The organism is Promicromonospora sukumoe 327MFSha3.1 (assembly GCF_000385135.1).
Lineage (GTDB): Bacteria > Actinomycetota > Actinomycetes > Actinomycetales > Cellulomonadaceae > Promicromonospora > Promicromonospora sukumoe_B.
The window spans coordinates 304,904-325,589 of the sequence record NZ_ARQM01000011.1 but is presented as its reverse complement, the minus strand read 5'-3'; the positions used below and the strand labels follow the sequence as shown (position 1 = coordinate 325,589).

The window sequence follows — 20,686 nt, the reverse complement described above, 5'->3', positions numbered from 1 at the left end:
CGGGCCTCGTGTCAGGACCGCGTCCTACCGGGCGATCACGCCCCGCCGGCCGCCATCTGGCCCGACGGCGGCAGGTCGCGCGGCACCAGTCCGGCGCCCGCGGGCACCGACTGGGGCTCGGCCTGGGTCGGCCGACGACGCTCGTCCCGCTCCACACCACGGAAGCTGAACTCGCCGAGGATGCCCTCGCCCTCGCCGTCGACGATCACCAGCTGACCCGCCGTGAGCTCGCCGAACAGGATCTTCTCGGACAGCGTGTCCTCGATCTCCCGCTGGATGGCTCGCTTCAGCGGACGGGCGCCGAGCACCGGGTCGTAGCCCTTCTCCGCCAGCAGGTGCTTCGCGGCGGGGGTGAGCTCGATGCCCATGTCCCGGTCGCGCAGGCGACGGTCGAGCTTCGCGATCTCCAGGTCGACGATCTCGATGATCTCGTCCTGCGAGAGCTGCGGGAACACGACCACGTCGTCGACGCGGTTGAGGAACTCCGGCCGGAAGTGCTGCTTGAGCTCCTCGTTGACCTTGGCCTTCATGCGCTCGTAGGAGGTCACCAGGTCGCCGCCGGCGTTGAAGCCGGTCTGGACGCCCTTGGCGATGTCCCGCGTGCCCAGGTTGGTGGTCATGATGATCACGGTGTTCTTGAAGTCGACCACGCGACCCTGCGAGTCCGTGAGGCGACCGTCCTCGAGCACCTGCAGCAGCGAGTTGAAGATGTCGGCGTGCGCCTTCTCCACCTCGTCGAACAGGACCACGGAGAACGGCTTGCGCCGCACCTTCTCGGTCAGCTGGCCACCCTCGTCGTAGCCGACGTATCCGGGCGGGGAGCCGAACAGGCGCGAGACCGTGTGCTTCTCCGAGAACTCGGACATGTCGAGCTGGATGAGCGCGTCCTCGTCACCGAACAGGAACTCGGCGAGCGCCTTGGCGAGCTCGGTCTTACCGACACCCGTGGGGCCGGCGAAGATGAACGAGCCACCGGGACGCTTCGGGTCCTTGAGGCCGGCCCGCGTACGGCGGATCGCCTGCGACAGGGCCTTGATCGCGGCCTCCTGGCCGACGACCCGCTTGTGCAGCTCGTCCTCCATGTGGAGCAGCCGGCTGGACTCCTCCTCGGTGAGCTTGACGACCGGGATGCCCGTGGACATCGCCAGCACCTCGGCGATCAGCTCGTCGTCGACCTCTGCGACCGTGTCGAGGTCGCCCGACTTCCAGGCCTTCTCCTTGTCCGCGCGAACCTGCGTGAGCTGCTTCTCCTTGTCACGCAGCCCGGCGGCCTTCTCGAAGTCCTGCTCGTCGATCGCCGACTCCTTCTCGCGGCGCGCCTCGGCGATGGACTCGTCGAGCTCCTTGAGCTCCGGCGGCGCCGTCATGCGACGGATGCGCAGCCGCGCCCCGGCCTCGTCGATCAGGTCGATCGCCTTGTCCGGGAGGAACCGGTCGTTGATGTACCGGTCCGCCAGCGTGGCCGCGGAGACCAGCGCGGAGTCCGTGATGGACACGCGGTGGTGGGCCTCGTAGCGGTCGCGCAGACCCTTGAGGATCTCGATGGCGTGCTCGAGCGACGGCTCCGACACCTGGATCGGCTGGAAGCGGCGCTCCAGGGCCGGGTCCTTCTCGACGTACTTGCGGTACTCGTCGAGGGTGGTGGCACCGATGGTCTGCAGCTCACCGCGAGCCAGCATGGGCTTCAGGATGGAGGCGGCGTCGATCGCGCCCTCGGCGGCACCCGCACCCACCAGGGTGTGGATCTCGTCGATGAACAGGATGATGTCGCCGCGCGTGCGGATCTCCTTCAGCACCTTCTTGAGGCGCTCCTCGAAGTCACCGCGGTAGCGCGAGCCGGCCACCAGGGCGCCCAGGTCAAGCGTGTAGAGCTGCTTGTCCTTGAGCGTCTCGGGGACGTCGCCCTTGACGATGTCCTGTGCGAGGCCCTCGACGACGGCCGTCTTGCCGACGCCGGGCTCGCCGATCAGCACCGGGTTGTTCTTGGTGCGGCGGGACAGCACCTGCATGACCCGCTCGATCTCCTGCGTGCGCCCGATGACCGGGTCGAGCTTGCCCTCGCGCGCGGCCTGGGTGAGGTTGCGGCCGAACTGGTCGAGCACGGCCGAGCCCGCGGGCTGACCTTCCTGAGGGCCACCGGCGGAGACAGGCTCCTTGCCCTGGTAGCCGCTCAGCAGCTGGATGACCTGCTGGCGAACCTTGTTCAGGTCGGCACCCATCTTGGTGAGCACCTGTGCGGCAACGCCCTCACCCTCGCGGATGAGGCCGAGCAGGATGTGCTCGGTGCCGATGTAGTTGTGACCGAGCTGCAGCGCCTCGCGGAGCGACAGCTCAAGAACCTTCTTGGCGCGCGGCGTGAACGGGATGTGCCCGCTCGGCGCCTGCTGCCCCTCACCGATGATCTCGGTGACCTGGGTACGGACGCCGTCGAGCGAGATCCCGAGCGACTCCAGCGCCTTGGCGGCAACGCCCTCACCCTCGTGGATGAGGCCGAGCAGGATGTGCTCCGTGCCGATGTAGTTGTGGTTCAGCATCCGCGCCTCTTCCTGGGCGAGGACGACGACCCGACGGGCGCGATCCGTAAATCTCTCGAACATGTGCTGCTCCCTCACGAGCGGCGTACACCTGCACCGGCGGTACCAGGCCTGACCGCAACGACTCTATGCGCTCCCAACGCGGCGACCTACCGGTTGATGCCCATGTTCGCCAGGGGCGTGACGATGGACGGTCCGCGGACGGCAAAGCGCGCCCGGAGCGCGGCGACACGCCCGGGCGGCCCCGTGCGGCGGCGAGTCCCGGCTGATTCCCGGCTGATTCCGGCGAAGGTCGTTGACGCCTCCCCGTGCACCCGGCAGTCTCGTTCCCAGACCCGCACCCGCTCCGGGAGGCCCCATGGCGGACGAACCGAGCCCGACCCCCGAGTCCTGGGAACAGATCGTCGCGCGCTTCGCGCGCTTCTCCGGTGTCGTCGGCGAGGTGGACGACCCCCTGACGTGGGGTCTGGACCTCGTCGAGGAGGAGGTCACCGGCGTCTCCGACAGCACGGACCCGACGGAGGAGCGCTTCCTGCGCTCCTACCGCACGTTCGCCGGCGAGACCGTGGAGGTCGAGACCCTGCGCGTGCCCGCGACGCCGGCGCAGGTCGAGGACATCGTGCGCGCCGCCTGCAGCGGCGCGCTCGTGGCCCCGCTCCACGCCGACGTCGACCCGGCCGCCTCGCCCGAGGCGGCCGACGTGACCGACCTCGCCGAGTCGTACCAGGACTACCGCAGCGCGATGCGCGCGATCGTCGCCGAGGTGGACGACGTGCCCGTCGAGACGAAGCAGTTCCACGTGGACGGCGCCGCCAGGCGCTGCATGCGGGTGACCGTGCGCAACGTGACCGCCGTCTACTCCCCCGCGGCCGACCGGGCCCTGGTCGTGACCGGGCCCACCGACCTGGTGGACCGGGTCGACGTCGTCACGCGGCCCATCCGCAACCTCCTGCACGGCGAGGAGGGGCCGAGATTCTGAGCCCCGCGGCGGGCACGGCGGTAGGATCGCCGCCGTGATCCGCACCATCGCCTCCGCCGCACCGACGCGGCCCATGGCACGTCACGCCACCGCACCACGTCGGCTCCTGCTCACGCTGCTCCTGCTGACCGTGCTCGCCCTGGCCGGCACTGCCACCGTCGCACAGCGTGCCGCGGCCGCCGAGCGCTACGGGGACGACATCCGGGTGAGCTCGGACGGCGTCTCCTTCGAACCCGGCCGCGAGAGCGACGAGGTCGCCTACGTGGTCCGCTCGCTGAACGGCAAGAGCGCGCGCTCGTACGGGCGCGACCTCACCCGTGGCGAGCAGAACCAGGGCTGGACCTCGTTCCGCGAGGCCGTGCAGGCCTACCCCGACGGCTACTGCGTGGTGTGGGTCGAGGTCGAGGACGCGAGCAGCTGGCACGAGACGAGCGGCAACAGCGTGTGCACCGCCACCGTGCAGCCCGCGGAGCCGACGTCGACCCCCACGCCGACCTCGACGCCCCGGCCCGGTGGCGGGGCGTCGCCGGAGGCCACGCCGACGCCTGCCGACACGGAGTCCCCGGCCGCGGAGCAGTCGGGGCAACAGGCGGCCGCAGCGGCGACGGAGCCGACCCCGACGCCCACGCCGACCCCCACTCCGACGCCGTCGGCCAGCCCGAGCCCGACGCCGACCCCGTCGGTCACCGCCACGCCGAGCCCCTCGCCGTCGACCACCTCCCCCGGAGCCGGGCTGCTGCAGAACATCCAGCAGGCCCCGACGCAGGCGCAGGCGCACGTGGCGCAGGAGGAGGACCTGCTCTCGCCGCTGGGCTGGGTCGCGGTGCTCGGCGGCGGCGCGCTGCTGACCGTGGGCGGCGCGCTGCTGCTCCTGCGCCGCCTCACCTGAGGCCGCACCTCACCTCACCCGCTCCGGCCCGGCCCGGCCGGACGACGCCGCCCGGGGCAGACTGGTCCGGTGACCACTCCCGCAGGACTCCTGCTGACCCCCGGCGCGGGCGCGAGCCGCGACAACCAGGCGCTCGTCACGGTCGAGCAGACCCTGGCCGACGCCGCGACGCCGCTGCCCGTGCGCCGTATCGACTTCCCGTACCGCCTCGAGGGGCGGCGGATGCCGGACCGGGCCCCGGTCGCCGTCGGGCACCTGCGGAAGGAGGCGGCCGCCTGGGCGGACGAGCTGGGCGTGGGGACCGACCGGCTGCTGCTGGGCGGGCGGTCCTACGGCGGGCGGATGTGCTCCATGGCGGTCGCCGAGGGCCTGCCCGCCGCCGGGCTGGTGCTGCTCAGCTACCCGCTGCACCCGCCGGGCAAGCCGGAGAAGCTCCGCGTGGAGCACTTCGGGCAGATCGAGGTGCCCACGCTGTTCGTCTCCGGCGACAAGGACCCGTTCGGCACGCCCGACGAGCTCGCGGCCCACGTCGCGGCGATCCCCGGGACCGTCACCAGCGTGACGCTGTCCGGCGCGCACGACATGCGCGGCGTCGCGCGGGAGAAGGCGGTGGCCGAGACCGTGGCGAACTGGGTCGCAACCCTCCGCTGATCGTGTCAGACCCTCAGGTCACCATGGTGACCTGAGGGTCTGACACGTGCGGGAAGGTGCGGGGTCAGCGACCGCCGGCCGGCTTCTCCGGGTACTCCGGCGGGGTCTTGTCGAGCTCGATCGCGATCTCGCGCCGCTCCGCGACGATGTGCGGCCGCTCCTCGTCGCGCTGCTCCAGCGCGTCCGCCTGCAGCTCGGCGTCGAGGTGGTCCCAGTAGAGGGTGCCGTCGAGGTGCTGCGACTCGTGGATGAAGCAGCGCGCCAGGTACCCGGTGCCCGACAGCTGCACCGGTGCCCCGTGCTGGTCCACGCCGCGCACCGTGGCGGCGCCGGGCCGCTCCAGGGGCTCGTACGCCCCGGGCACGGAGAGGCAGCCCTCCTCCTCGGTCTCGGGCTCGGCCTCGAGGTCCATCTCCAGGACCGGGTTGACCACGTGGCCCACGTGCCGGTCCCCGGACGCGTCCGTGAGGTCGTACACGAACACCCGCAGGTCCACGCCCACCTGGGGGGCCGCGAGGCCCACGCCCTGCGCCGACTCCATGGTGGCGAACAGGTCGTCGATCAGCCGCGCGAGCTCCGGCGTCGAGAACTCCTCGACGGTCCGGGACGGCGTGTGCAGCACCGGCTCGCCGATCTCGGTGATGCGCAGCACCCGGCCCCGCTCCACCTCCGGGGCGGTCGCGGGGTACTCCTCGACCGGCTCACCGAGCAGGTACGTGACGGGCTTACGTCGTCGGGGGCGGGTCCATGCCATGGCAGAGAGGGTACCTTCGACGCATGCAGTCCACGCCGATCCGCGACGCCGCCGGCGCCGCGGGGTACGCGCTCGACCCGGCCCAGCTGGCCGCCGCGGAGCACCTCGAGGACCTGCTGCACACCCTGGGCGCACGGCCCGGGCGCCCGCGTCACGACGGCCCGCGCGGGGTGTACCTCTGGGGTCCGGTGGGCCGCGGCAAGACCTGGCTCCTGGACCGCTTCCACGTCCGCTCGGGCGGCCCCCGGTTCCACTTCCACGAGTTCTACCGCGCGCTGCACGCCGAGGTGTGGGCCCGCACGGGCACGCCCGACGCGATGGAGCGCGCCCTGGACGCCCTGCTCGGTGACGCCGCCGTGCTCTGCTTCGACGAGCTGCACCTGCACGACGCCGGGGACACCATGCTGCTCTCCCGGGCCCTGCGCGCGCTGGTGGGCCGCGGGGTGACGCTCGTCGCGACGTCGAACTACCCGCCGCAGGGGCTGCTGCCCGACCCGCTGTTCCACGAGCTCGCCGAACCCCTCATCGCCCTGCTGGAGTCGTCGCTCGACGTGCTGCGGGTGGACGGCCCGCTGGACTACCGCGAGCTGCACGCCCCGGCCGCGACGGGGTGGCGGGCGGGGCTCGTGGTGACACCGCGGCCGGCGGATGGATCCGCGGACGACGGGCTCGCCCGTCCGACGCCGGACGAGGCCGTCGACGTGCCCCTGGCCGGCGGCCGCAGTGTCCGCGCCCTCCGCGCGGCGGACGGCGCCGTGTGGTTCGACTTCGCCGGGCTCTGCACGGCGCCCGTGTCCGCGCTGGACCTGCTGTCGCTGGCGGAGCGGTTCGACCGCTGGGTGGTGTCCGACGTCGTGCCGTTCGCCGACTCCCACGTCAGCACGCAGGCCAGGTTCGTGAGCCTGGTCGACGTGCTCTACGACCGGGACCTGCCGCTCGTAGTGACCGCCCCGGGCCCGCTGGACGAGCTGCTGGTGGTGCCCGACGGGCGTCCCGCCCCGCCCGACCTGGCCCGCGCGACGAGCCGGCTGCGGCAGCTGGGCCGGGCCGGCCGCCTCGTACCGGAGGGGCAACCATGAGCGGCGCACCCGGGACGACGGCGCGTCCACGGGACGACGGCGTCGCGGCCGCGCTCCGCCGTCGGGCCGTGCCCGCCGTCGCGGCCGTGCTGACCGTGGTCGCGGGACTGTCCGTGCGGTCCGTGCTCACGGGCGACGTGGCGAAGTACGCGGGCGACGCGCTCTACGCCCTGCTGATCTTCTGGCTCGTGCTGGTCGTGGCGCCGCGCACGCGCGGTTGGGTGGCCGCCGTGGTGGCGTGCGGGTTCAGCGTGGCGGTCGAGCTCTTCCAGCTCACGGGCGTGCCCGCGACGCTCGGCGCGCACAGCACGCTCGCCCGGCTGGTGCTCGGCACCACGTTCAACGCCCCGGACCTGCCCTGGTACGCCGTGGGCGCGGCCGCGGGCTGGGCGCTGCACCGGCTCATCGTGCCGCGAGCCCCCGGAGCGCGTGCCGCACGACCGCCCGCGCACCGTCGGGCGTGAGGTCGCCCGACCGCTCCGTCCAGCGCTGGGCGACCGGCGCGAACACCAGGTCCACGGCCAGGTCGAGGTCCACGTCCGGGTCGAGCTGCCCGACCTCCTGCGCCCGGCGCAGCCGGCGCTTCTTGAGCTCGCGCATCGGGCCGTCCAGCCGCTCGCGATAGGCCCCGGCGAGCTCGGCGTCCTCGATGATCGCCGCGGTGAGGCCGCGGAGCGCCCGGTCGAAGTCGGGGTCGGCGAACTCCGCGACCGTGGCCACCAGGACGGCGATCAGGTCGGCCTCGAGGTCACCCGTGTCGGGAAGCTCGGCCGGCGCGCCGTCCGCGCCCTCCGGACCGGAGCCCGCCGTGCGCTCCAGCACGGCGTCGAGCACCAGGGCGCCCTTGTTCGGCCACCACCGGTAGATCGTCTGCTTGCCGACGCCGGCCCGGGCCGCCACCTTCTCGATCGTCAGCCCGGCGTAGCCGAGCTCCGCGACGACGTCGAAGGCCGTGGCCAGGATCGTCGCGCGCGTCGCGGGGTTACGCCGTCGTCCCGTGGAGCGCTGCGTCTCGGTCGCCATGGCACCACCCTACCTTTGAAGAGACGAGACGTTTCGTCTTGACAAGTCCTCGACGCATCCGGCAGCATCTTTGTCGAGACGCTTCGTCTCGACAAAACATCGAAGGGGTTCATGATGACGACCGAAGACATCAGCACCACCGGCCGCACCTGGCTCGTCACGGGAGCCAGCCGCGGTCTGGGCCGCGCCTTCACCGAGGCCGCCCTCGCGGCCGGCGACCGGGTCGCCGCCCTCTCCCGCACGCTGCGCGACGACGACGCCCGCCCCGGGCTGCTCCAGCTCGCCGCCGACGTCCGCGACCCGGGGTCGGTCCGCGCCGCCGTCGACCGGGCGGTCGAGGCGTTCGGGCGGCTCGACGTGGTGGTCAACAACGCCGGGATCATGTCGTACGGGTTCGTCGAGGAGTTCACCGAGACACAGGTGCGCGCGCAGCTGGAGACCAACTTCTTCGGCGCCGTCTGGGTCACCCAGGCGGTGGCGCCGGTGCTGCGCCGACAGGGGTCGGGCCACCTGGTCCAGGTCTCGAGCATCGGGGGCCTGGCCGGCTTCGCGGGCACCGGCCTCTACAGCGCCAGCAAGTTCGCCCTGGAGGGCCTCAGCGAGGCGGTGGCGCACGAGCTAGCGGAGTTCGGCGTACACGTGACCGTCGTCGAGCCGGGCGGCTACTGGACCGACCTCTACTCCGCGATGGACACCGCCGCACCGCTGCCCGCGTACGACACCCTGCGTGAACGGCTCGCCGCGCAGTTCGCGGAGAACAGCGTCGACAGCGATCCGCGGCTCGCGGCCGAGGCGATCATGACGCTGGTCAACAGCCCCCGGCCGCCGCGACGGCTCCTGCTCGGCGGCACGGCGTACGACGTCGCGTTCGCCGTCACCGACGAGCGGCGTCGCACCTGGAAGGAGTGGGAGGCCGTGAGCCGGGCGGCCGAGGAGGCCGTCCCCGAACCCGCACCGTAGGTGCCGGGCGCTCGTCACGGCACGGGCGCCCGTCTCGTCGGTGGGGCGACAGCGACCTGCGGCACCGGAAGGACTCCCCGATGAACATCGCCCTGTGGACAGTGGCCGGACTGCTCGCGCTCGCCTACGTGGCGGGCGGTCTGCTCAAGGTGGTCCTGAGCAAGCAGCGGATCCGCGCGACGGGCGGCGCCTCGGCAGCGTGGACCGACGACGTCAGCCAGGCCCGGATCAAGACGATCGGCGTGCTGGAGATCCTGGGCGGGCTCGGCCTCGTGCTGCCGGGCCTGACGGGCGTCGCGCCGGAGCTGGTGCCGCTCGCGGCGCTGGGCCTGGCGATGATCATGGTGGGCGCGGCGGTCACGCGGATCTCGCGCCGGGAGTACCGGCTCCTGGTGCCGGACCTGGCCTACCTGGTGCTGATCGCTTTCGTGCTGTGGGGCCGGCTCGGGCCCGTCCCGCTGGCCGCCTGAGGGGCCGCCGTCGGGCCGGAGCCAGGCGCCGTCGGGTCGGCGCCAGGCCAACCGGTCACCCGACGACGCGCAGCGAGCGGTCGCTCGTGTTCAGGCGGCGGCCGCCGTCCGCGGTGACGGTGACGATGTCCTCGATGCGCACGCCGAACCGGCCGGGCAGGTAGATGCCGGGCTCGACCGAGAAGCACATGCCGGGGACCATGGGCAGCTCCTCGCCCTCGATCATGTACGGCGGCTCGTGCGTGGTGACGCCGATGCCGTGGCCGGTGCGGTGGATGAACTGCTCGCCGTACCCGGCCTCGGTGATCAGGCGCCGGGCGGCGCGGTCCACCTCCTGGCACGCCGCCCCGGGGCGCACGGCGTCGACGCCGGCCTGCTGGGCGCGGCGGACGATCTCGTGCACCTCGCGGATCTGCTCGGTGGGCTCGCCCACGCAGACCGTGCGGCTGGTGTCGGAGCCGTAGCCGAACATCAGGCCGCCGAAGTCCAGCACGATGCAGTCGCCGTCCTGGATCACCCGCACCCCCGCCTCGTGGTGCGGGTTGGCGCCGTTGGGCCCGGATCCCACGACGGTGAAGTCGACCTGCTCGTGGCCGTGGGCGCGCAGCAGGTCGGCGAGGTCGGCGGCGACGTCGGTCTCCCGGCGCCCGGCGAAGCGGACCTGCAGGATCTCCTCGTAGGTCGCGTCGGCCGCGGCGCCCGCGGCCGCCAGGCGCGCCAGCTCGTTGTCGTCCTTGACGGCCCGCAGCATCGGGAGCCGCCGGGTCAGGGACTCGTACCGCGACCCGGGGAGCGCGGACTGCAGGCCGAGCAGGTGCATGGCCCACGTGTTGTCGGAGACGCCGTACGCGCCGTCCGGCCGCAGCAGCCCGCGCACGACGTCGTACGGGTCGGCGCCGTCGGTCCAGCCCACGAGCGAGACGGCGGGCGCGCCCTCGGCCCGCTCGGCGTCCGGCCGCTCCAGGGTCGGGACCAGCAGCGTGGGCTCCCGGTCCGCGGTGAGCAGCAGCACGGTCAGCCGCTCGGTGATCGCCGTCGGCTGGTAGCCGGTGAGCCAGACCAGGTCGGGCCCGGGGGCCACCAGGACGCCGTCGAGGCCGGCCGCGCGCCCGTCGTCGACCACGCGCGCCATGCGGGCGGCGTAGTCCCGGGTGGTGAACGGGACGGCGGTGAGGGGTTCGGTGCTCATGACGGCTCTCCCGAGGGCTGGTCGACGGACGGCGCGTTCGCGCCCCTGCCCGTGGCGGCGGCGGTCGTGGGCAGCGTGTGCAGGTGCGCGGCGGCCGCGGCCGCCGAGTCGGACAGGCTGGCCCGGCCGGCCGGGTGCCGCACGATGACGACGATAGCGAGCAGCAGCCCGAGCGCGCTGAACACCGCCATGACCCACGACGCCGCGGCCAGCCCGGCCGAGAGGGCGTCGGCGTCCGCGGCGCCGTCCGCCACGTGGTTGGCGGTCACGCCGGCGTAGATCGTCGCCGCCAGCGCCGTCGCCACCGCCGCCCCGACGTACCGGGCCATGTTGGAGACGCCGGAGGCCTCGCCGACCTGGTCCGCCGCCACCGATGCCGTGGCCGCCGACGACGACGGCCCGTTCGACAGCCCCATGCCGACGGCGATGGCCACGAGGGGCAGCAGGAACACCAGGTACTGCCACGACGCGTTCGCGAAGCCGATCGCGACGAAGCCGGCGGCCGTGATCGCGAAGCCGGCGCCGATGATCTGCCGGGGACCGAACCGCCCGGCCAGCCGGGGCACGAGCGGGGCGACGACGACGAGGCCCACCGTGGCGGGCAGCGTCGCCAGCCCGGCCTGCAGGGGTGAGAGGCCGAGCGTCGACGGGTCCTGGAAGTAGAGGCTGAGCAGGTACATGAGCGCGTTGATGGTGCCCGCGCCGATCAGGATGGCGATGGTCGCGCCGACGAGGACCCGGTTGCGCAGCAGCCGCAGGTCCAGGAGCGGGGCGGCGACCCGGCGCTCGGTCCGCACGAAGCCCCAGCCCGCGACCAGCGTGATCGCAAAGCAGGTGAGCGTGGGCACCGAGATCCACCCCCAGTCGCCGCTCTTGCTCACCCCGAGGATCAAGGGCATCAGGGTCAGGGCGATCAGGAAGGTGCCGAGGTAGTCGATGGACCGTGGCGCGTCCGGGTCCCGGGACTCCGCGACGGCGAAGTAGGTGAGCACCATGCACAGCACCGCCACGCCGGCGTCGATCCAGAACAGCCCCTGCCACCCCGTGACGTCAACCAGGACACCGCCGACCAGCGGCCCGGCGGCGGCCCCCACCGCCGCCGCGGCGCCCCACAGCGAGACGGCGCGCAGGTTCTCGTCGCCCTTCGTGGCCACCGACAGCAGGCTCAGCCCGCACGCCAGGATGGTGGCGCCGGCGGCGCCCTGGATGACCCGGCCCGCGATCACCATGCCGCCCGACTGCGCCAGCGCGATCAGCACGCAGGAGACGACGAACAGCGCCAGGCCGAGCTGGAAGACCCGCTTGCGCCCGAAGACGTCGCCGAGCGAGCCGGAGGTGATGATCACTGCCGCGCCGACCAGCGAGTAACCGGTGACGGCCCACTGCAAGGTGTCGACCGACATCCCGGTGTCCTCGCTGATCGCCGGCAGGAGGATGCTGACCGCCGAGGTGTTCGCGTTGACGACCAGCGTCGAGATGCAGGTCGCCGCCAGCACTCCTCCGGCGCCGACCGGGGTGCTCGTCGCGTTCATCCGGGGTCCCTCCCGAGCGAGACCCTAGGAGCCGCTCGGGTGCGGCTCGTCACCCGAATTGGGTGAGGGGCGAGGGGGCCGGGCCAAAGTGTTCGGGAAATTGCCGTTCTCCGCCGTCGACGGAGAGTCGGCAATAGCTGAACATGCTGGGCTTGGGCTGCCTAAACGCGAAAGGCCCGGAACGGTCGAGGTCCCTGGCCTTCCTTCAGACCGAGCCACGGTGGGATGGAACCGACGACCTTCTCATTACGAGTGAGGAAGCGTCCGCCAGACCACCATCGGTCAAAGAGCCGCGAGAAGTTCCCTGACAAGCGCCGCGAAAGCCGGCGCGACCGCAGGATCTCCTTGTGCCGCGCCAGCAGCGAGAAGTGGGACGCGGTCCTGCGCCTCGCTCCCGTGAATCCTCAGTACCTCGAGAGCATCCTCAGTCGCAGCAGAGGCGTGCACGTCATCACGGTGCTTCTTGAGGCCACGCACGAGATCTGCGGTATCGATCGCCTGAAGCAGCCGGAATGCATCAAGCGCGTCCTTCTCCTTCAACCGGTCCGGCTGCGCATCTGCTTGGACAAGACGTTCACTGATCTTTATCACCTTGGCGGTCAGCAACGCGGCCGGCCCTGCCACACGAAGTTCGAAGCATCTGCCGTCGGCCTGTTCGAGGGCCGAGATCCTCACGTACTCGTTGTCGACAAGAGCTGGTTCCAGTCCGCGGGCGATCCTGGCGGTGTGCTTCTCGTGCGGTAACAACCGAGCCCCACGTGCGCTCGCACTGGTCCCCGACTGGTGCGGTACCACCATGAGGTCCACCGCAATGTCATTCAGCGCGACCCAGTGTCCGGGGTTCCGCCCGGGAGTGAACCCCGCAGAACGGAGCACATCGCCGATCTCGGGTACGTCTGCCAGCCCGTCCGCGTTGATCGCAAGATCAGCATCGGTCGTCATCAACGGGACGTTCAGATCTGCCGCCCCGGTGTGGTGGTACACGGCTTGTGCACCGACCAGGACCAGATTGTCTCGATGCTCGTTCAGCGCGTCGAGCGCATCGAGGAGGACGCGGCGCGCGGCGACATATTCCGGTGCGAGATCGTTCAAGTCATTCCTCCCAGGAGGGATCGGTGGCCGCCAGTGCGTCCATGAGCTGCGTGGCCTCGGCGTCCGAGCGGCCCGGAAGCGTCAGCAGGTCGGCGAGGACGAGTGCCAGCGGCGCGATCGCAGGACGCTGATCATCCGCATCAGGCAGGACGGCGGCGTCCTGGGGCCCGGCGATCACTACGTTGGCTGTGGCTCGATCGGCCACGATGAGCCCGAGGTCGCGCGCCGTGCCCGGGGGGTCGGCCGCGTAGAGCGCCAGTAGGCGCATCGGCACGACCGGGACCGAGGTAGGCGGCAAACTGCGCCGAGCGGCGGCGGAACCGGTCAGCGTGACACCGCTCTGCTGGTCAAGCCGGGTCAGGGCTCGTTCGATCCCCCGGGGCGCGATGTAGTAGCCGACCGAGGTGTTGGACTTGGCATAGTCGTAGTCACGAGCCCATCGCCCGATGAGTGATCGCCGCCTGACGGCGAGCACACTCCCGTCGGAGTCACGATCGACGATGCCCTCCGAGGCAAGGGTGACGAGCAGCTTGGAGACGGAGCTGGGGGCCACGTCTGCGATGGCCGCGAGATCTCTGACCCCGACGGGCAGCTGAGCGGCGGCGAGTGCTCGCACCGTGCGACCTGCAGCACGTCCATTCAGCCGAGTCACAGCGCTGCTGGACCGCGTGCGGGGAGACCGATCGGCGCCCTGCCCGGTCAGGAGGATCAAGGGGTTGTCGTTGACGATGCGGACCCAGCCTGTGGTGTCGGCGAAGTTGATGCCCTTCTCGGCAGCAGCGCGACGGACCGTTGGCCCGATGTAGTCCGAGACGAACAAGAGCGGCACGCCTGCCGGCCGTTCCAGTGCCAGGAGGAGGTCGATCAGGGTGTTCGTCGGCAGGGTGCCCGACCGCAGCGCCTCGATGACGAAAGAGACTCGCTCACGGGTTGGTGCGACCAGTTCGACAACGGCGTCGAAAGGCAGCGAGCCGTTCCGAACCTGACGACGCACCAGGAGTTCCCACGAACCAGGCAACAGGTCGGTGACGCGACGAAGCGCGCCCTCCACGATCTCTGTTTCCCGAAAACCGCTGTTTCTCATCGTGAGAAACAGCCTAGAGCGAGAAACACAGCCATGCCAACCGCTGACCGAGACGGGCGCGTCCGGGGCATCTCACCGGACGCGGTACAGCCGATCGGCAAGCAGCAACGCGAAAGGCCCGGAACCGTCGAGGTTCCGGGCCTTCCTTCACACTGAGCCGCCTGTGGGAATCGAACCCACGACCTTCTCATTACGAGTGAGACGCTCTGCCGACTGAGCTAAGGCGGCGCACGCACCGCACACCGGTCAGGACCGGATGGGTGAGCGGGCCCAACTGTACCCAATGCATGACCCAGGTTCCAAAGCGAAACCGTGTGACTTCCCTGACCGGCGGAACGGCGCCCCGCAGGAGGTCAGCAGGTGAGCCCGTCCTTCGGCGCCTTGCCCTCCAGCAGGTAGGTCTCCACGGCGTTGCTGACGCAGGTGTTGGAGCGGCCGTAGGCCGTGTGCCCCTCGCCCTCGTAGGTCACCAGAACACCCGTCGACAGCGTGTCCGCGAGGGCCTCGGCCCAGCGGTACGGGGTGGCCGGGTCGTTCGTGGTGCCGATGACGACGATCGGCGGCGCACCCTTGGCGGCGGGGTCGAACTCCTGCTCGGCCGGCGGGTACGGCCAGTCGGTGCACTCGATGCCGGAGTAGCCGAACGACTCGCCGAGGGTGGGGGCGGCGGCCTCGATCTCGGCGGCGATGTCGCGCATCTTCGTCATGTCCTCCTCGGCGCGGGAGTCGGCGCAGTTGATCGCGCGGAACGCCTCCTCGCTGTTGGACTTGAAGGTGCCGTCGTCGTTGCGGTCGTTGTAGACGTCCGCCAGGTAGAGCAGGTCGTCGCCGGTGCCCTCCCAGAAGACCTCCCGCAGCGCCTGGGTGAGGAACGACCAGGAGGCCTCGTCGTACATCGTCACGGCCACGCCGTAGAACGCGAGCTTCTTGGTCACGTCCCGCCCCGACGACGTCGGGATCGGGTTGGGCTCGGCGTCCTCGACCATGTCCTGGATCCGCTTCAGGCCGGCGTCCACGTCGTCACCGAGCGGGCAGTCGCTGCCCGCCTGGCAGTCGGTCACGTAGGCGCGCAGCGCGCTCTCGAAGCCCTCGGCCTGCTGCAGCGCCACCTCGTCGGAGCTGAGCGTGGTGTCCAGCGCGCCGTCGAGCACGAGGCGGCCGGCCCGGTCCGGGAAGAGGCCGGCGTAGGTCGCCCCGAGCTGGGTGCCGTACGAGTAGCCGAGGTAGTTCAGCTCGTCGTCGCCGAGCGCGCCCCGGAGCATGTCCATGTCGCGCGCCGCGGACTGGGTGTCCACGTTGCCCAGCAGCGGGCCGGTGTTCTCGTCGCACGCCTTGCCCCAGGCGCGGACGGCGTCCTGCCGCTCCGCCAGGCCCTCCGGCGTGTACGGGTAGTCCGTGCTGAGGAACTCGTCCTTGCCGGCGTCGTCGTAGCACTTGACCGGCGTCGACCGCCCCACCCCGCGCGGGTCGAAGCCGACGATGTCGAACGACGAGCGCAGCGCCTGCCCGAAGCGCGACGGGTCGGCCACGAAGTCGACCCCGGAGCCGCCCGGCCCGCCCGGGTTGACCAGCAGAGACCCGGTCTTCTGCCCGGTGGCGGGGATGCGCTTGAGCGCGATCTCGATGCTCCCCGCCCCCGGGTCGTGCCACGACAGCGGCGCCGCCGCCGTCGCGCACTGGAAGTCCTCGCCGCACTCGGTCCACTCCAGCGACTGGCCGTAGTAGTCCTCGTAGCCCTTGGGCGCGCCCTCCGTCGCCGAGCCGTCCGACTTGCCCACGTCCTCCAGCGCCGTCTGCACCTTGGGAGGTGCTCCGCAGGCGGCGAGGAGCAGGGCAGAAGCGAGCAGCGTGGCGACGACGGCCGCAGGCTGACGACGGCGGGCGGGGCGAATCACCCGGCCAACCTACCGGTTGTGCTCGGTGGATTTCTTACCCGTTGGCGAACCGACACGCGACCCTCACGAGTCGAGCCAGGCGACCGGGCCGGGCTCGCCGTCGGCGCTGCGCGGCTGGAGCTCGACCTTGCCCTTGTCGTCGAGCTGGACAGGCACCGGCTGCCCGGTGTCGGACTCGGCCGGGACCTCGACCACCGTGGTCGTGGGCACGAAGTCCATGGTGCAGATGCCGTCCTCGGCGGGCACGAAGGTCACCGTGAGCACACCGTCCGCTGCGGCCACGCCGTCGGACTTGCCGCTGGACTCGCCGCCCGAGCCGATGGTCGCCTGCGGCTCCGCGAACGTGGGGCACGAGCTGGAACCGTTGGTCACGACGTACAGCAGACCGGGCTCCGGCGACCACGCGACGCCCACGGTCGAGTCGGTGCTGCCCTCGAGCCCCGGCGGCAGGCCGCGGCCCGAGTTCCCGGCGGCGAGCTCCATGTCGGCGGCCTCCGGCAGCTTGCCGTCCTCGGACCCGCCGTCGGACGCGCTGGGGCTGGGGCTGGTCATGTCGCTCTCCTCCGGGGACGACGTCGACACCGACCCGCCCGTCTGGGATCCCGAGGTGTCGGCCTGCGCGCACCCCGCCAGCGCGAGGACCGCGATCACCCCGATGCCCAGCGCCGACGCGCCCGCGCGCGTGAGAGTCCGTGCCGCAGCACCCGACCGGTTCGTCCGCTCGATCCTCATGCCCAGTTCCTTCCGCTCGCCTCTGACACCACCAGGTGTGTGTCGCAGGAATGCGACGCCTCCACCCCTGTCATGTGGCGAGCGGCGTGGTTCTTGCACGACACCGCGACCAACATTGGCAAACGGTCAGGTGATCGGCACCTCGAGCGGGTGAGAAGTCAGACGCGAGAGGTCGCGAACCGGAGCTTCTCGGGCGTGGCGTCCGCGGCCGTCTTGCGCAGGAAGGCCCGGCGGTGCACCGAGAAGGCGTTGCGGTCGTCGAAGAAGTCGCGCGCCATCTCGGCCAGCTCGATGGTCTGGTAGTACGACAGCGGCCGGTCGGTCGCCCGGCGCTCCGCACGCGCGGCGAGCATCCAGCCGAGCGTCGCGGGCTCCTCATACCCCTGCGCCGCCGACTGCAGCCAGGTGGTGAACTCGCCCCACTCGCGTGGCCCGACGGCGCTGATCAGCCCGATCCGCGCCGCCTCGGCGACCGAGATCGGCAGCTTGCGCGACAGCAGCAGCGACGCCCGGTGGTCGCCCACCCGCGCCGGCATGCTCCACGAGTGCAGCTCGGAGCCGAAGATGCCCATGTCGTAGTACGGGTTCAGGACGACGCCCTCGCGGGCCAGCGTCACGTCCGCGCACAGCCCGGCCATGACGCCGCCGGCGCCGGCGTTCGCGGTGAACGCGGCGACCGTGAGCTGCTCGGCGGTCGCGATGGCGAGGCAGAGCTCGTCGATGGCGCAGATGTTGTCCCAGGCCTCGGCGGCCGGGTCGGGCGACGCGTCGACGGTGCCCAGGTGGATCCCGTTGGAGAACGCGTGCTCCGTGCCCTTGATGACCAGCACCCGGGTGTCCTCGGTGAGGGCCTTCTCCACGGCGCTCGTCATGCGGCGGCACTGCTCGGTGTACATCGCGCCGCTGTAGGAGCGGAACGTCAGGTAGCCGACGGCGCCGTCGCGCACGTAGGTGGTCTCCGCCATGGAGTCCGGCACGCGGCGGAACGGGGCGTTGCCCGCGTCGATGACCTGTGCGGCCGGGAGCTTGGTGCCGCGCCGCCCGCTCAGCTCGGCGGCGTAGCCCACCCAGAGCGTGCCGACGCCGCAGGCGATCGCCACGGCGTCGAGGTTGCGGCCCACCACGGTGCCGGGCAGGGCGCCGGTGTGCTCCGGCGACGCGACGGCGTCGAACACGCAGACCGAGCGGCCGTTCACGCCGGCGGGGGCACCGGGGGCGCCGTCGGCCGCGGCGACGAGCCGCTCCAGCTCGGTGGCGGGGCGGCTCCAGTCGATCCGGAAGTCCTCGCGGCGCAGCAGCGGCAGCTCGCCGCTGACCGGCACGATCCGCAGGCAGGCCTCCGAGGGGATGGGCCGCTCGCCGTCGGCGACCTTGCGGACCACCTCGCCGATGCAGGCCATGGCGGCGTCCGCGACGCGGCTGTTGTACAGCGCGCTCTTGGAGATGGGCTGGTCCGGCATGTCGAAGACGGCGGTGGCCCACACCGGCCCGGCGTCCAGCTCCTCGACGGCGGACAGGGCCGTGACGCCCCAGCGGTCCCGGCCGTCGCGGATCGCGTGGTCCAGCGACGAGGGCCCGCGGTCACCCACCGGGCCCGGGTGCACGATGACGGTCGGCCAGCGGTCGTAGATCGTGTCCGGCACGCGGTGCTTGAGGAAGGGGCAGAGGATCAGGTCCGGGTCCACCCGCTCGACGGCGCGGGTCATGGCGGCACCCGACTCGAAGGTCGGGGCGAGCTCGACGCCGACGTCGTGCCCCTGCTCCCTGAGGGAGCACCAGACCCGCTGGGTAAGACCGTTGAAGGCAGAAACCAGCAGGAGGATCCTCATCGGACGGTGGACTCCTAATCGCACGGAAGAGCTCTGGGGGCGTGCCGCAGCCTAACCAGGGACGGCATTCGGGACAATGTGCCACGGTGGTTCAGATTCACCCGTGCCAAATCTTCACACGTGGCGGACAGTGCTGAGGTACTTCAGCCCTGCGGACGCAGCGCGATCGCCATCGCCTCCAGGGCCAGGAGCGGCGCCACGTTGCCGTCCAGGCGGGTGCGGGCCACCCCGATCGAGTCCATGCGCCGCACCGTCTGCTCGGGGGTCGAGTCGGCCGCCAGGGCCCGCACCGTCTCGGCGAGCTCGGCGTTGACCAGGTCGACCTCTGCCCCGAGCTGCACCACGAGCACGTCCCGGTAGAGGGAGAGCAGGTCAACCATCGCACGGTCGAGCACATCGCGCTGGTGCCGCGTGGCGCGCCGCTTCTGGTCGTCCTCCAGCTGCTTGAGCTGGGAGCGCAGGCGCGGGGGCAGCGTCTCGCCGTCGGCCACGCCCAGGGCGCGCAGCAGCTCGGCCTTCTCGGCCGCGTCGCGCTCCTGCGTGGCCGAGACCGCCTCCGCCTTGGCCACGTCCACCAGCTCGCCCGCGGCGAGCACGGCGTCGCCGACGCCGCGGATGCGCCGCGCGATGCTCAGCACGGCCGTGCGCCGCTCGCGCGCCCCGGCGTCCCGGGCCAGGCGCTTGGCCAGGCCGACGTGGCTCTGCGCCGCGCGGGCCGCGCTGAGCGCGACCGCCGGGTCGGCGCCGTCGCGCCGCACCAGCAGGTCGGCGACCGCCTGCGGGGGCGGCACGCGCAGCACCACGCCGCGGCAGCGGGAGCGGATCGTGGGCAGCACGTCCTGGACCGACGGCGCGCACAGCACCCAGACGGTGTGCGGCGGCGGCTCCTCGATGGCCTTGAGCAGCACGTTCGTGGTGCGCTCGGCCATGCGGTCGGCGTCCTCGATGACGATCACGCGCCACCGGCCGCCCGAGGGCGACCGGGACGCCGTCATGATCAGGTCGCGCACCTCGTCGATGGTGATGACCACCTTCTCCGTGGCCAGCAGCGTCACGTCGGGGTGCGTGCCCGCCATGGTGGTGGTGCACGACCGGCACACGCCGCACCCGCCCTGCGGGCACTGGAGCGCGGCCGCGAAGGCGCGCGCGGCGACCGACCGGCCCGAGCCCGGCGGCCCGGTGACCAGCCAGGCGTGCGTCATCGCGGCCGGGCTGGCCACGGCGGCCTGCAGCGCGGCGACGGCGGACTCCTGCCCGACGACGTCGTCCCACACCGTCACGAGCGGTCCTCGGAATCGGGGACCGTGACGGCGGCCGCCTCGGTGACCACGGGCGTCAGGCCCAGCCGCGCGACCACGTCGACGCGGATCTGCGCCTGGATGTCGTCGACCGGGGCCGCGGCGTCGATGACCACGTAGCGCTCCGGGTCGGCCGCCGCGCGCTGGAGGAACGTGTCGCGCACCCGCGTGTGGAACTCGAGGCCGGCCCGCTCCAGCCGGTCCAGCGCGCCCTTGCCCTCGGCCGCGGCGCGGCGGGCGGCGGCCGCCTCGGGGTCGAGGTCGAGCAGGATCGTGATGTCCGTGCGCAGGCCCTTGGTGGCCCACAGCGAGAGGTGCTCCACCTCGCCGGGCGGCAGGTCGCGGCCGCCGGACTGGTAGGCGATCGAGGAGTCGACGTAGCGGTCGGTGATCACCACGGCGCCGCGGTCCAGCGCGGGCCGGACCACGGTCTCGACATGGTGCGCGCGGTCGGCGGCGTAGATGAGCGCCTCGGCGCGCGGCCCCATGTCCTGGCCGTGCATGACGGCGGACCGCAGCTCCTGCCCGAGCGTGGTGGCGCCCGGCTCGAACGTGAGCAGGACCTCGCGGCCCGTCAGGTCCGCCAGCCAGTCGCCGAGGAGGCGGGACTGAGTCGACTTGCCCACGCCCTCGCCGCCCTCGAAGGAGATGAAGTAGCCCGGTGCGTTCACGCCGCCACCCTAACCGGGCCCGCTG

19 protein-coding genes and 1 tRNA gene are annotated in these 20,686 nt (G+C 72.1%); 7 read left to right on the top strand and 13 right to left on the bottom strand.

The genetic code is table 11. The annotated features are described in order from the left end of the window. Positions 1–35: 35 nt before the first annotated feature. Positions 36–2,597, bottom strand: a complete 2,562-nt coding sequence (locus H291_RS30300; RefSeq protein ID WP_033326926.1) for an ATP-dependent Clp protease ATP-binding subunit — start codon at positions 2,595–2,597, stop codon at positions 36–38. 295 nt (positions 2,598–2,892) lie between these two features. On the opposite strand from H291_RS30300, the gene H291_RS0115195 reads away from it, so the two are divergent. The 3 genes from H291_RS0115195 to H291_RS0115185 all read left to right on the top strand — a co-directional run bounded on the left by H291_RS0115195 (position 2,893) and on the right by H291_RS0115185 (position 5,053). Then, a complete protein-coding gene (locus tag H291_RS0115195) occupies positions 2,893–3,513 on the top strand; it encodes a hypothetical protein (RefSeq protein ID WP_020015861.1) in 621 nt (206 codons plus the stop codon). A gap of 34 nt (positions 3,514–3,547) precedes the next feature. Then, the gene (locus H291_RS33815; RefSeq protein WP_026365785.1) at positions 3,548–4,402 is read left to right on the top strand and encodes a hypothetical protein; all 855 of its coding nucleotides are present in this window, start codon (positions 3,548–3,550) and stop codon (positions 4,400–4,402) included. A gap of 69 nt (positions 4,403–4,471) precedes the next feature. Next, positions 4,472–5,053: an alpha/beta hydrolase family protein gene (locus tag H291_RS0115185; RefSeq protein ID WP_020015860.1), complete on the top strand. Its 582-nt coding sequence runs from the start codon at positions 4,472–4,474 to the stop codon at positions 5,051–5,053. Positions 5,054–5,117: 64 nt separating this feature from the next. Here the strand turns inward: H291_RS0115185 and def are convergent, their stop codons facing one another. Beyond that, positions 5,118–5,807, bottom strand: coding sequence for a peptide deformylase (def, locus tag H291_RS0115180; RefSeq protein ID WP_020015859.1), 690 nt, complete (start codon positions 5,805–5,807; stop codon positions 5,118–5,120). A 23-nt stretch (positions 5,808–5,830) separates the two neighbouring features. Between def and zapE the strand changes: the two genes are divergently transcribed. Continuing rightward, a complete protein-coding gene (zapE, locus tag H291_RS0115175) occupies positions 5,831–6,886 on the top strand; it encodes a cell division protein ZapE (RefSeq protein WP_020015858.1) in 1,056 nt (351 codons plus the stop codon). After that, the gene (locus H291_RS0115170) at positions 6,883–7,350 is read left to right on the top strand and encodes a ribosomal maturation YjgA family protein (RefSeq protein ID WP_020015857.1); all 468 of its coding nucleotides are present in this window, start codon (positions 6,883–6,885) and stop codon (positions 7,348–7,350) included. The genes zapE and H291_RS0115170 overlap by 4 nt, the downstream gene beginning before the upstream one ends. Here the strand turns inward: H291_RS0115170 and H291_RS0115165 are convergent. Continuing rightward, the gene (locus H291_RS0115165) at positions 7,289–7,909 is read right to left on the bottom strand and encodes a TetR/AcrR family transcriptional regulator (RefSeq protein WP_020015856.1); all 621 of its coding nucleotides are present in this window, start codon (positions 7,907–7,909) and stop codon (positions 7,289–7,291) included. The two genes, H291_RS0115170 and H291_RS0115165, sit on opposite strands and share 62 nt — an antisense overlap. A gap of 114 nt (positions 7,910–8,023) precedes the next feature. On the opposite strand from H291_RS0115165, the gene H291_RS0115160 reads away from it, so the two are divergent. Both H291_RS0115160 and H291_RS0115155 read left to right on the top strand, forming a co-directional pair. Further along, entirely contained in the window at positions 8,024–8,869 is an 846-nt protein-coding gene (locus tag H291_RS0115160) for an SDR family NAD(P)-dependent oxidoreductase (protein WP_026365784.1), read from the top strand. 80 nt (positions 8,870–8,949) lie between these two features. Further along, a complete protein-coding gene (locus H291_RS0115155; protein WP_020015854.1) occupies positions 8,950–9,339 on the top strand; it encodes a DoxX family protein in 390 nt (129 codons plus the stop codon). A gap of 55 nt (positions 9,340–9,394) precedes the next feature. Here the strand turns inward: H291_RS0115155 and H291_RS0115150 are convergent, their stop codons facing one another. The 10 genes from H291_RS0115150 to tmk all read right to left on the bottom strand — a co-directional run bounded on the left by H291_RS0115150 (position 9,395) and on the right by tmk (position 20,661). Then, positions 9,395–10,528, bottom strand: coding sequence for an aminopeptidase P family protein (locus H291_RS0115150; RefSeq protein ID WP_020015853.1), 1,134 nt, complete (start codon positions 10,526–10,528; stop codon positions 9,395–9,397). Next, complete coding sequence (locus H291_RS30295) at positions 10,525–12,060, bottom strand: MFS transporter (RefSeq protein ID WP_020015852.1); 1,536 nt, start codon at positions 12,058–12,060, stop codon at positions 10,525–10,527. Before H291_RS30295 ends, H291_RS0115150 begins: the two co-directional genes overlap by 4 nt. Before the next feature lie 282 nt (positions 12,061–12,342). Continuing rightward, the gene (locus tag H291_RS0115140) at positions 12,343–13,152 is read right to left on the bottom strand and encodes a GSU2403 family nucleotidyltransferase fold protein (protein WP_020015851.1); all 810 of its coding nucleotides are present in this window, start codon (positions 13,150–13,152) and stop codon (positions 12,343–12,345) included. A 1-nt stretch (position 13,153) separates the two neighbouring features. Then, complete coding sequence (locus H291_RS0115135) at positions 13,154–14,236, bottom strand: helix-turn-helix domain-containing protein (RefSeq protein WP_026365783.1); 1,083 nt, start codon at positions 14,234–14,236, stop codon at positions 13,154–13,156. Between the two features lie 155 nt (positions 14,237–14,391). After that, positions 14,392–14,464, bottom strand: a tRNA-Thr gene (locus tag H291_RS0115130). Positions 14,465–14,589: 125 nt separating this feature from the next. Next, the gene (locus H291_RS0115125) at positions 14,590–16,131 is read right to left on the bottom strand and encodes an alpha/beta hydrolase (protein ID WP_157237067.1); all 1,542 of its coding nucleotides are present in this window, start codon (positions 16,129–16,131) and stop codon (positions 14,590–14,592) included. 63 nt (positions 16,132–16,194) lie between these two features. Next, positions 16,195–16,863 (bottom strand): hypothetical protein, encoded by a 669-nt coding sequence (locus H291_RS0115120; RefSeq protein WP_020015848.1) that lies wholly within the window; start codon positions 16,861–16,863, stop codon positions 16,195–16,197. A gap of 158 nt (positions 16,864–17,021) precedes the next feature. After that, entirely contained in the window at positions 17,022–18,692 is a 1,671-nt protein-coding gene (locus H291_RS0115115) for an enoyl-CoA hydratase-related protein (protein ID WP_020015847.1), read from the bottom strand. A gap of 143 nt (positions 18,693–18,835) precedes the next feature. Further along, positions 18,836–19,972, bottom strand: a complete 1,137-nt coding sequence (locus H291_RS0115110) for a DNA polymerase III subunit delta' (protein WP_020015846.1) — start codon at positions 19,970–19,972, stop codon at positions 18,836–18,838. Then, positions 19,969–20,661, bottom strand: a complete 693-nt coding sequence (tmk, locus tag H291_RS0115105) for a dTMP kinase (protein ID WP_020015845.1) — start codon at positions 20,659–20,661, stop codon at positions 19,969–19,971. The genes H291_RS0115110 and tmk overlap by 4 nt, the downstream gene beginning before the upstream one ends. Between the last annotated feature and the right edge of the window lie 25 nt (positions 20,662–20,686).

Coding starts and splice junctions, on each gene's coding strand:
- H291_RS0115120 (WP_020015848.1), bottom strand. CDS start 16,863: ATGAGGATCGAGCGGACGAACCGGTCGGGTGCTGCGGCACGGACTCTC.
- H291_RS0115195 (WP_020015861.1), top strand. CDS start 2,893: ATGGCGGACGAACCGAGCCCGACCCCCGAGTCCTGGGAACAGATCGTC.
- zapE (WP_020015858.1), top strand. CDS start 5,831: ATGCAGTCCACGCCGATCCGCGACGCCGCCGGCGCCGCGGGGTACGCG.
- H291_RS30300 (WP_033326926.1), bottom strand. CDS start 2,597: ATGTTCGAGAGATTTACGGATCGCGCCCGTCGGGTCGTCGTCCTCGCC.
- H291_RS0115155 (WP_020015854.1), top strand. CDS start 8,950: ATGAACATCGCCCTGTGGACAGTGGCCGGACTGCTCGCGCTCGCCTAC.
- H291_RS0115135 (WP_026365783.1), bottom strand. CDS start 14,236: ATGAGAAACAGCGGTTTTCGGGAAACAGAGATCGTGGAGGGCGCGCTT.
- H291_RS0115165 (WP_020015856.1), bottom strand. CDS start 7,909: ATGGCGACCGAGACGCAGCGCTCCACGGGACGACGGCGTAACCCCGCG.
- H291_RS0115170 (WP_020015857.1), top strand. CDS start 6,883: ATGAGCGGCGCACCCGGGACGACGGCGCGTCCACGGGACGACGGCGTC.
- H291_RS0115160 (WP_026365784.1), top strand. CDS start 8,024: ATGACGACCGAAGACATCAGCACCACCGGCCGCACCTGGCTCGTCACG.
- H291_RS30295 (WP_020015852.1), bottom strand. CDS start 12,060: ATGAACGCGACGAGCACCCCGGTCGGCGCCGGAGGAGTGCTGGCGGCG.
- H291_RS0115115 (WP_020015847.1), bottom strand. CDS start 18,692: ATGAGGATCCTCCTGCTGGTTTCTGCCTTCAACGGTCTTACCCAGCGG.
- def (WP_020015859.1), bottom strand. CDS start 5,807: ATGGCATGGACCCGCCCCCGACGACGTAAGCCCGTCACGTACCTGCTC.
- H291_RS0115150 (WP_020015853.1), bottom strand. CDS start 10,528: ATGAGCACCGAACCCCTCACCGCCGTCCCGTTCACCACCCGGGACTAC.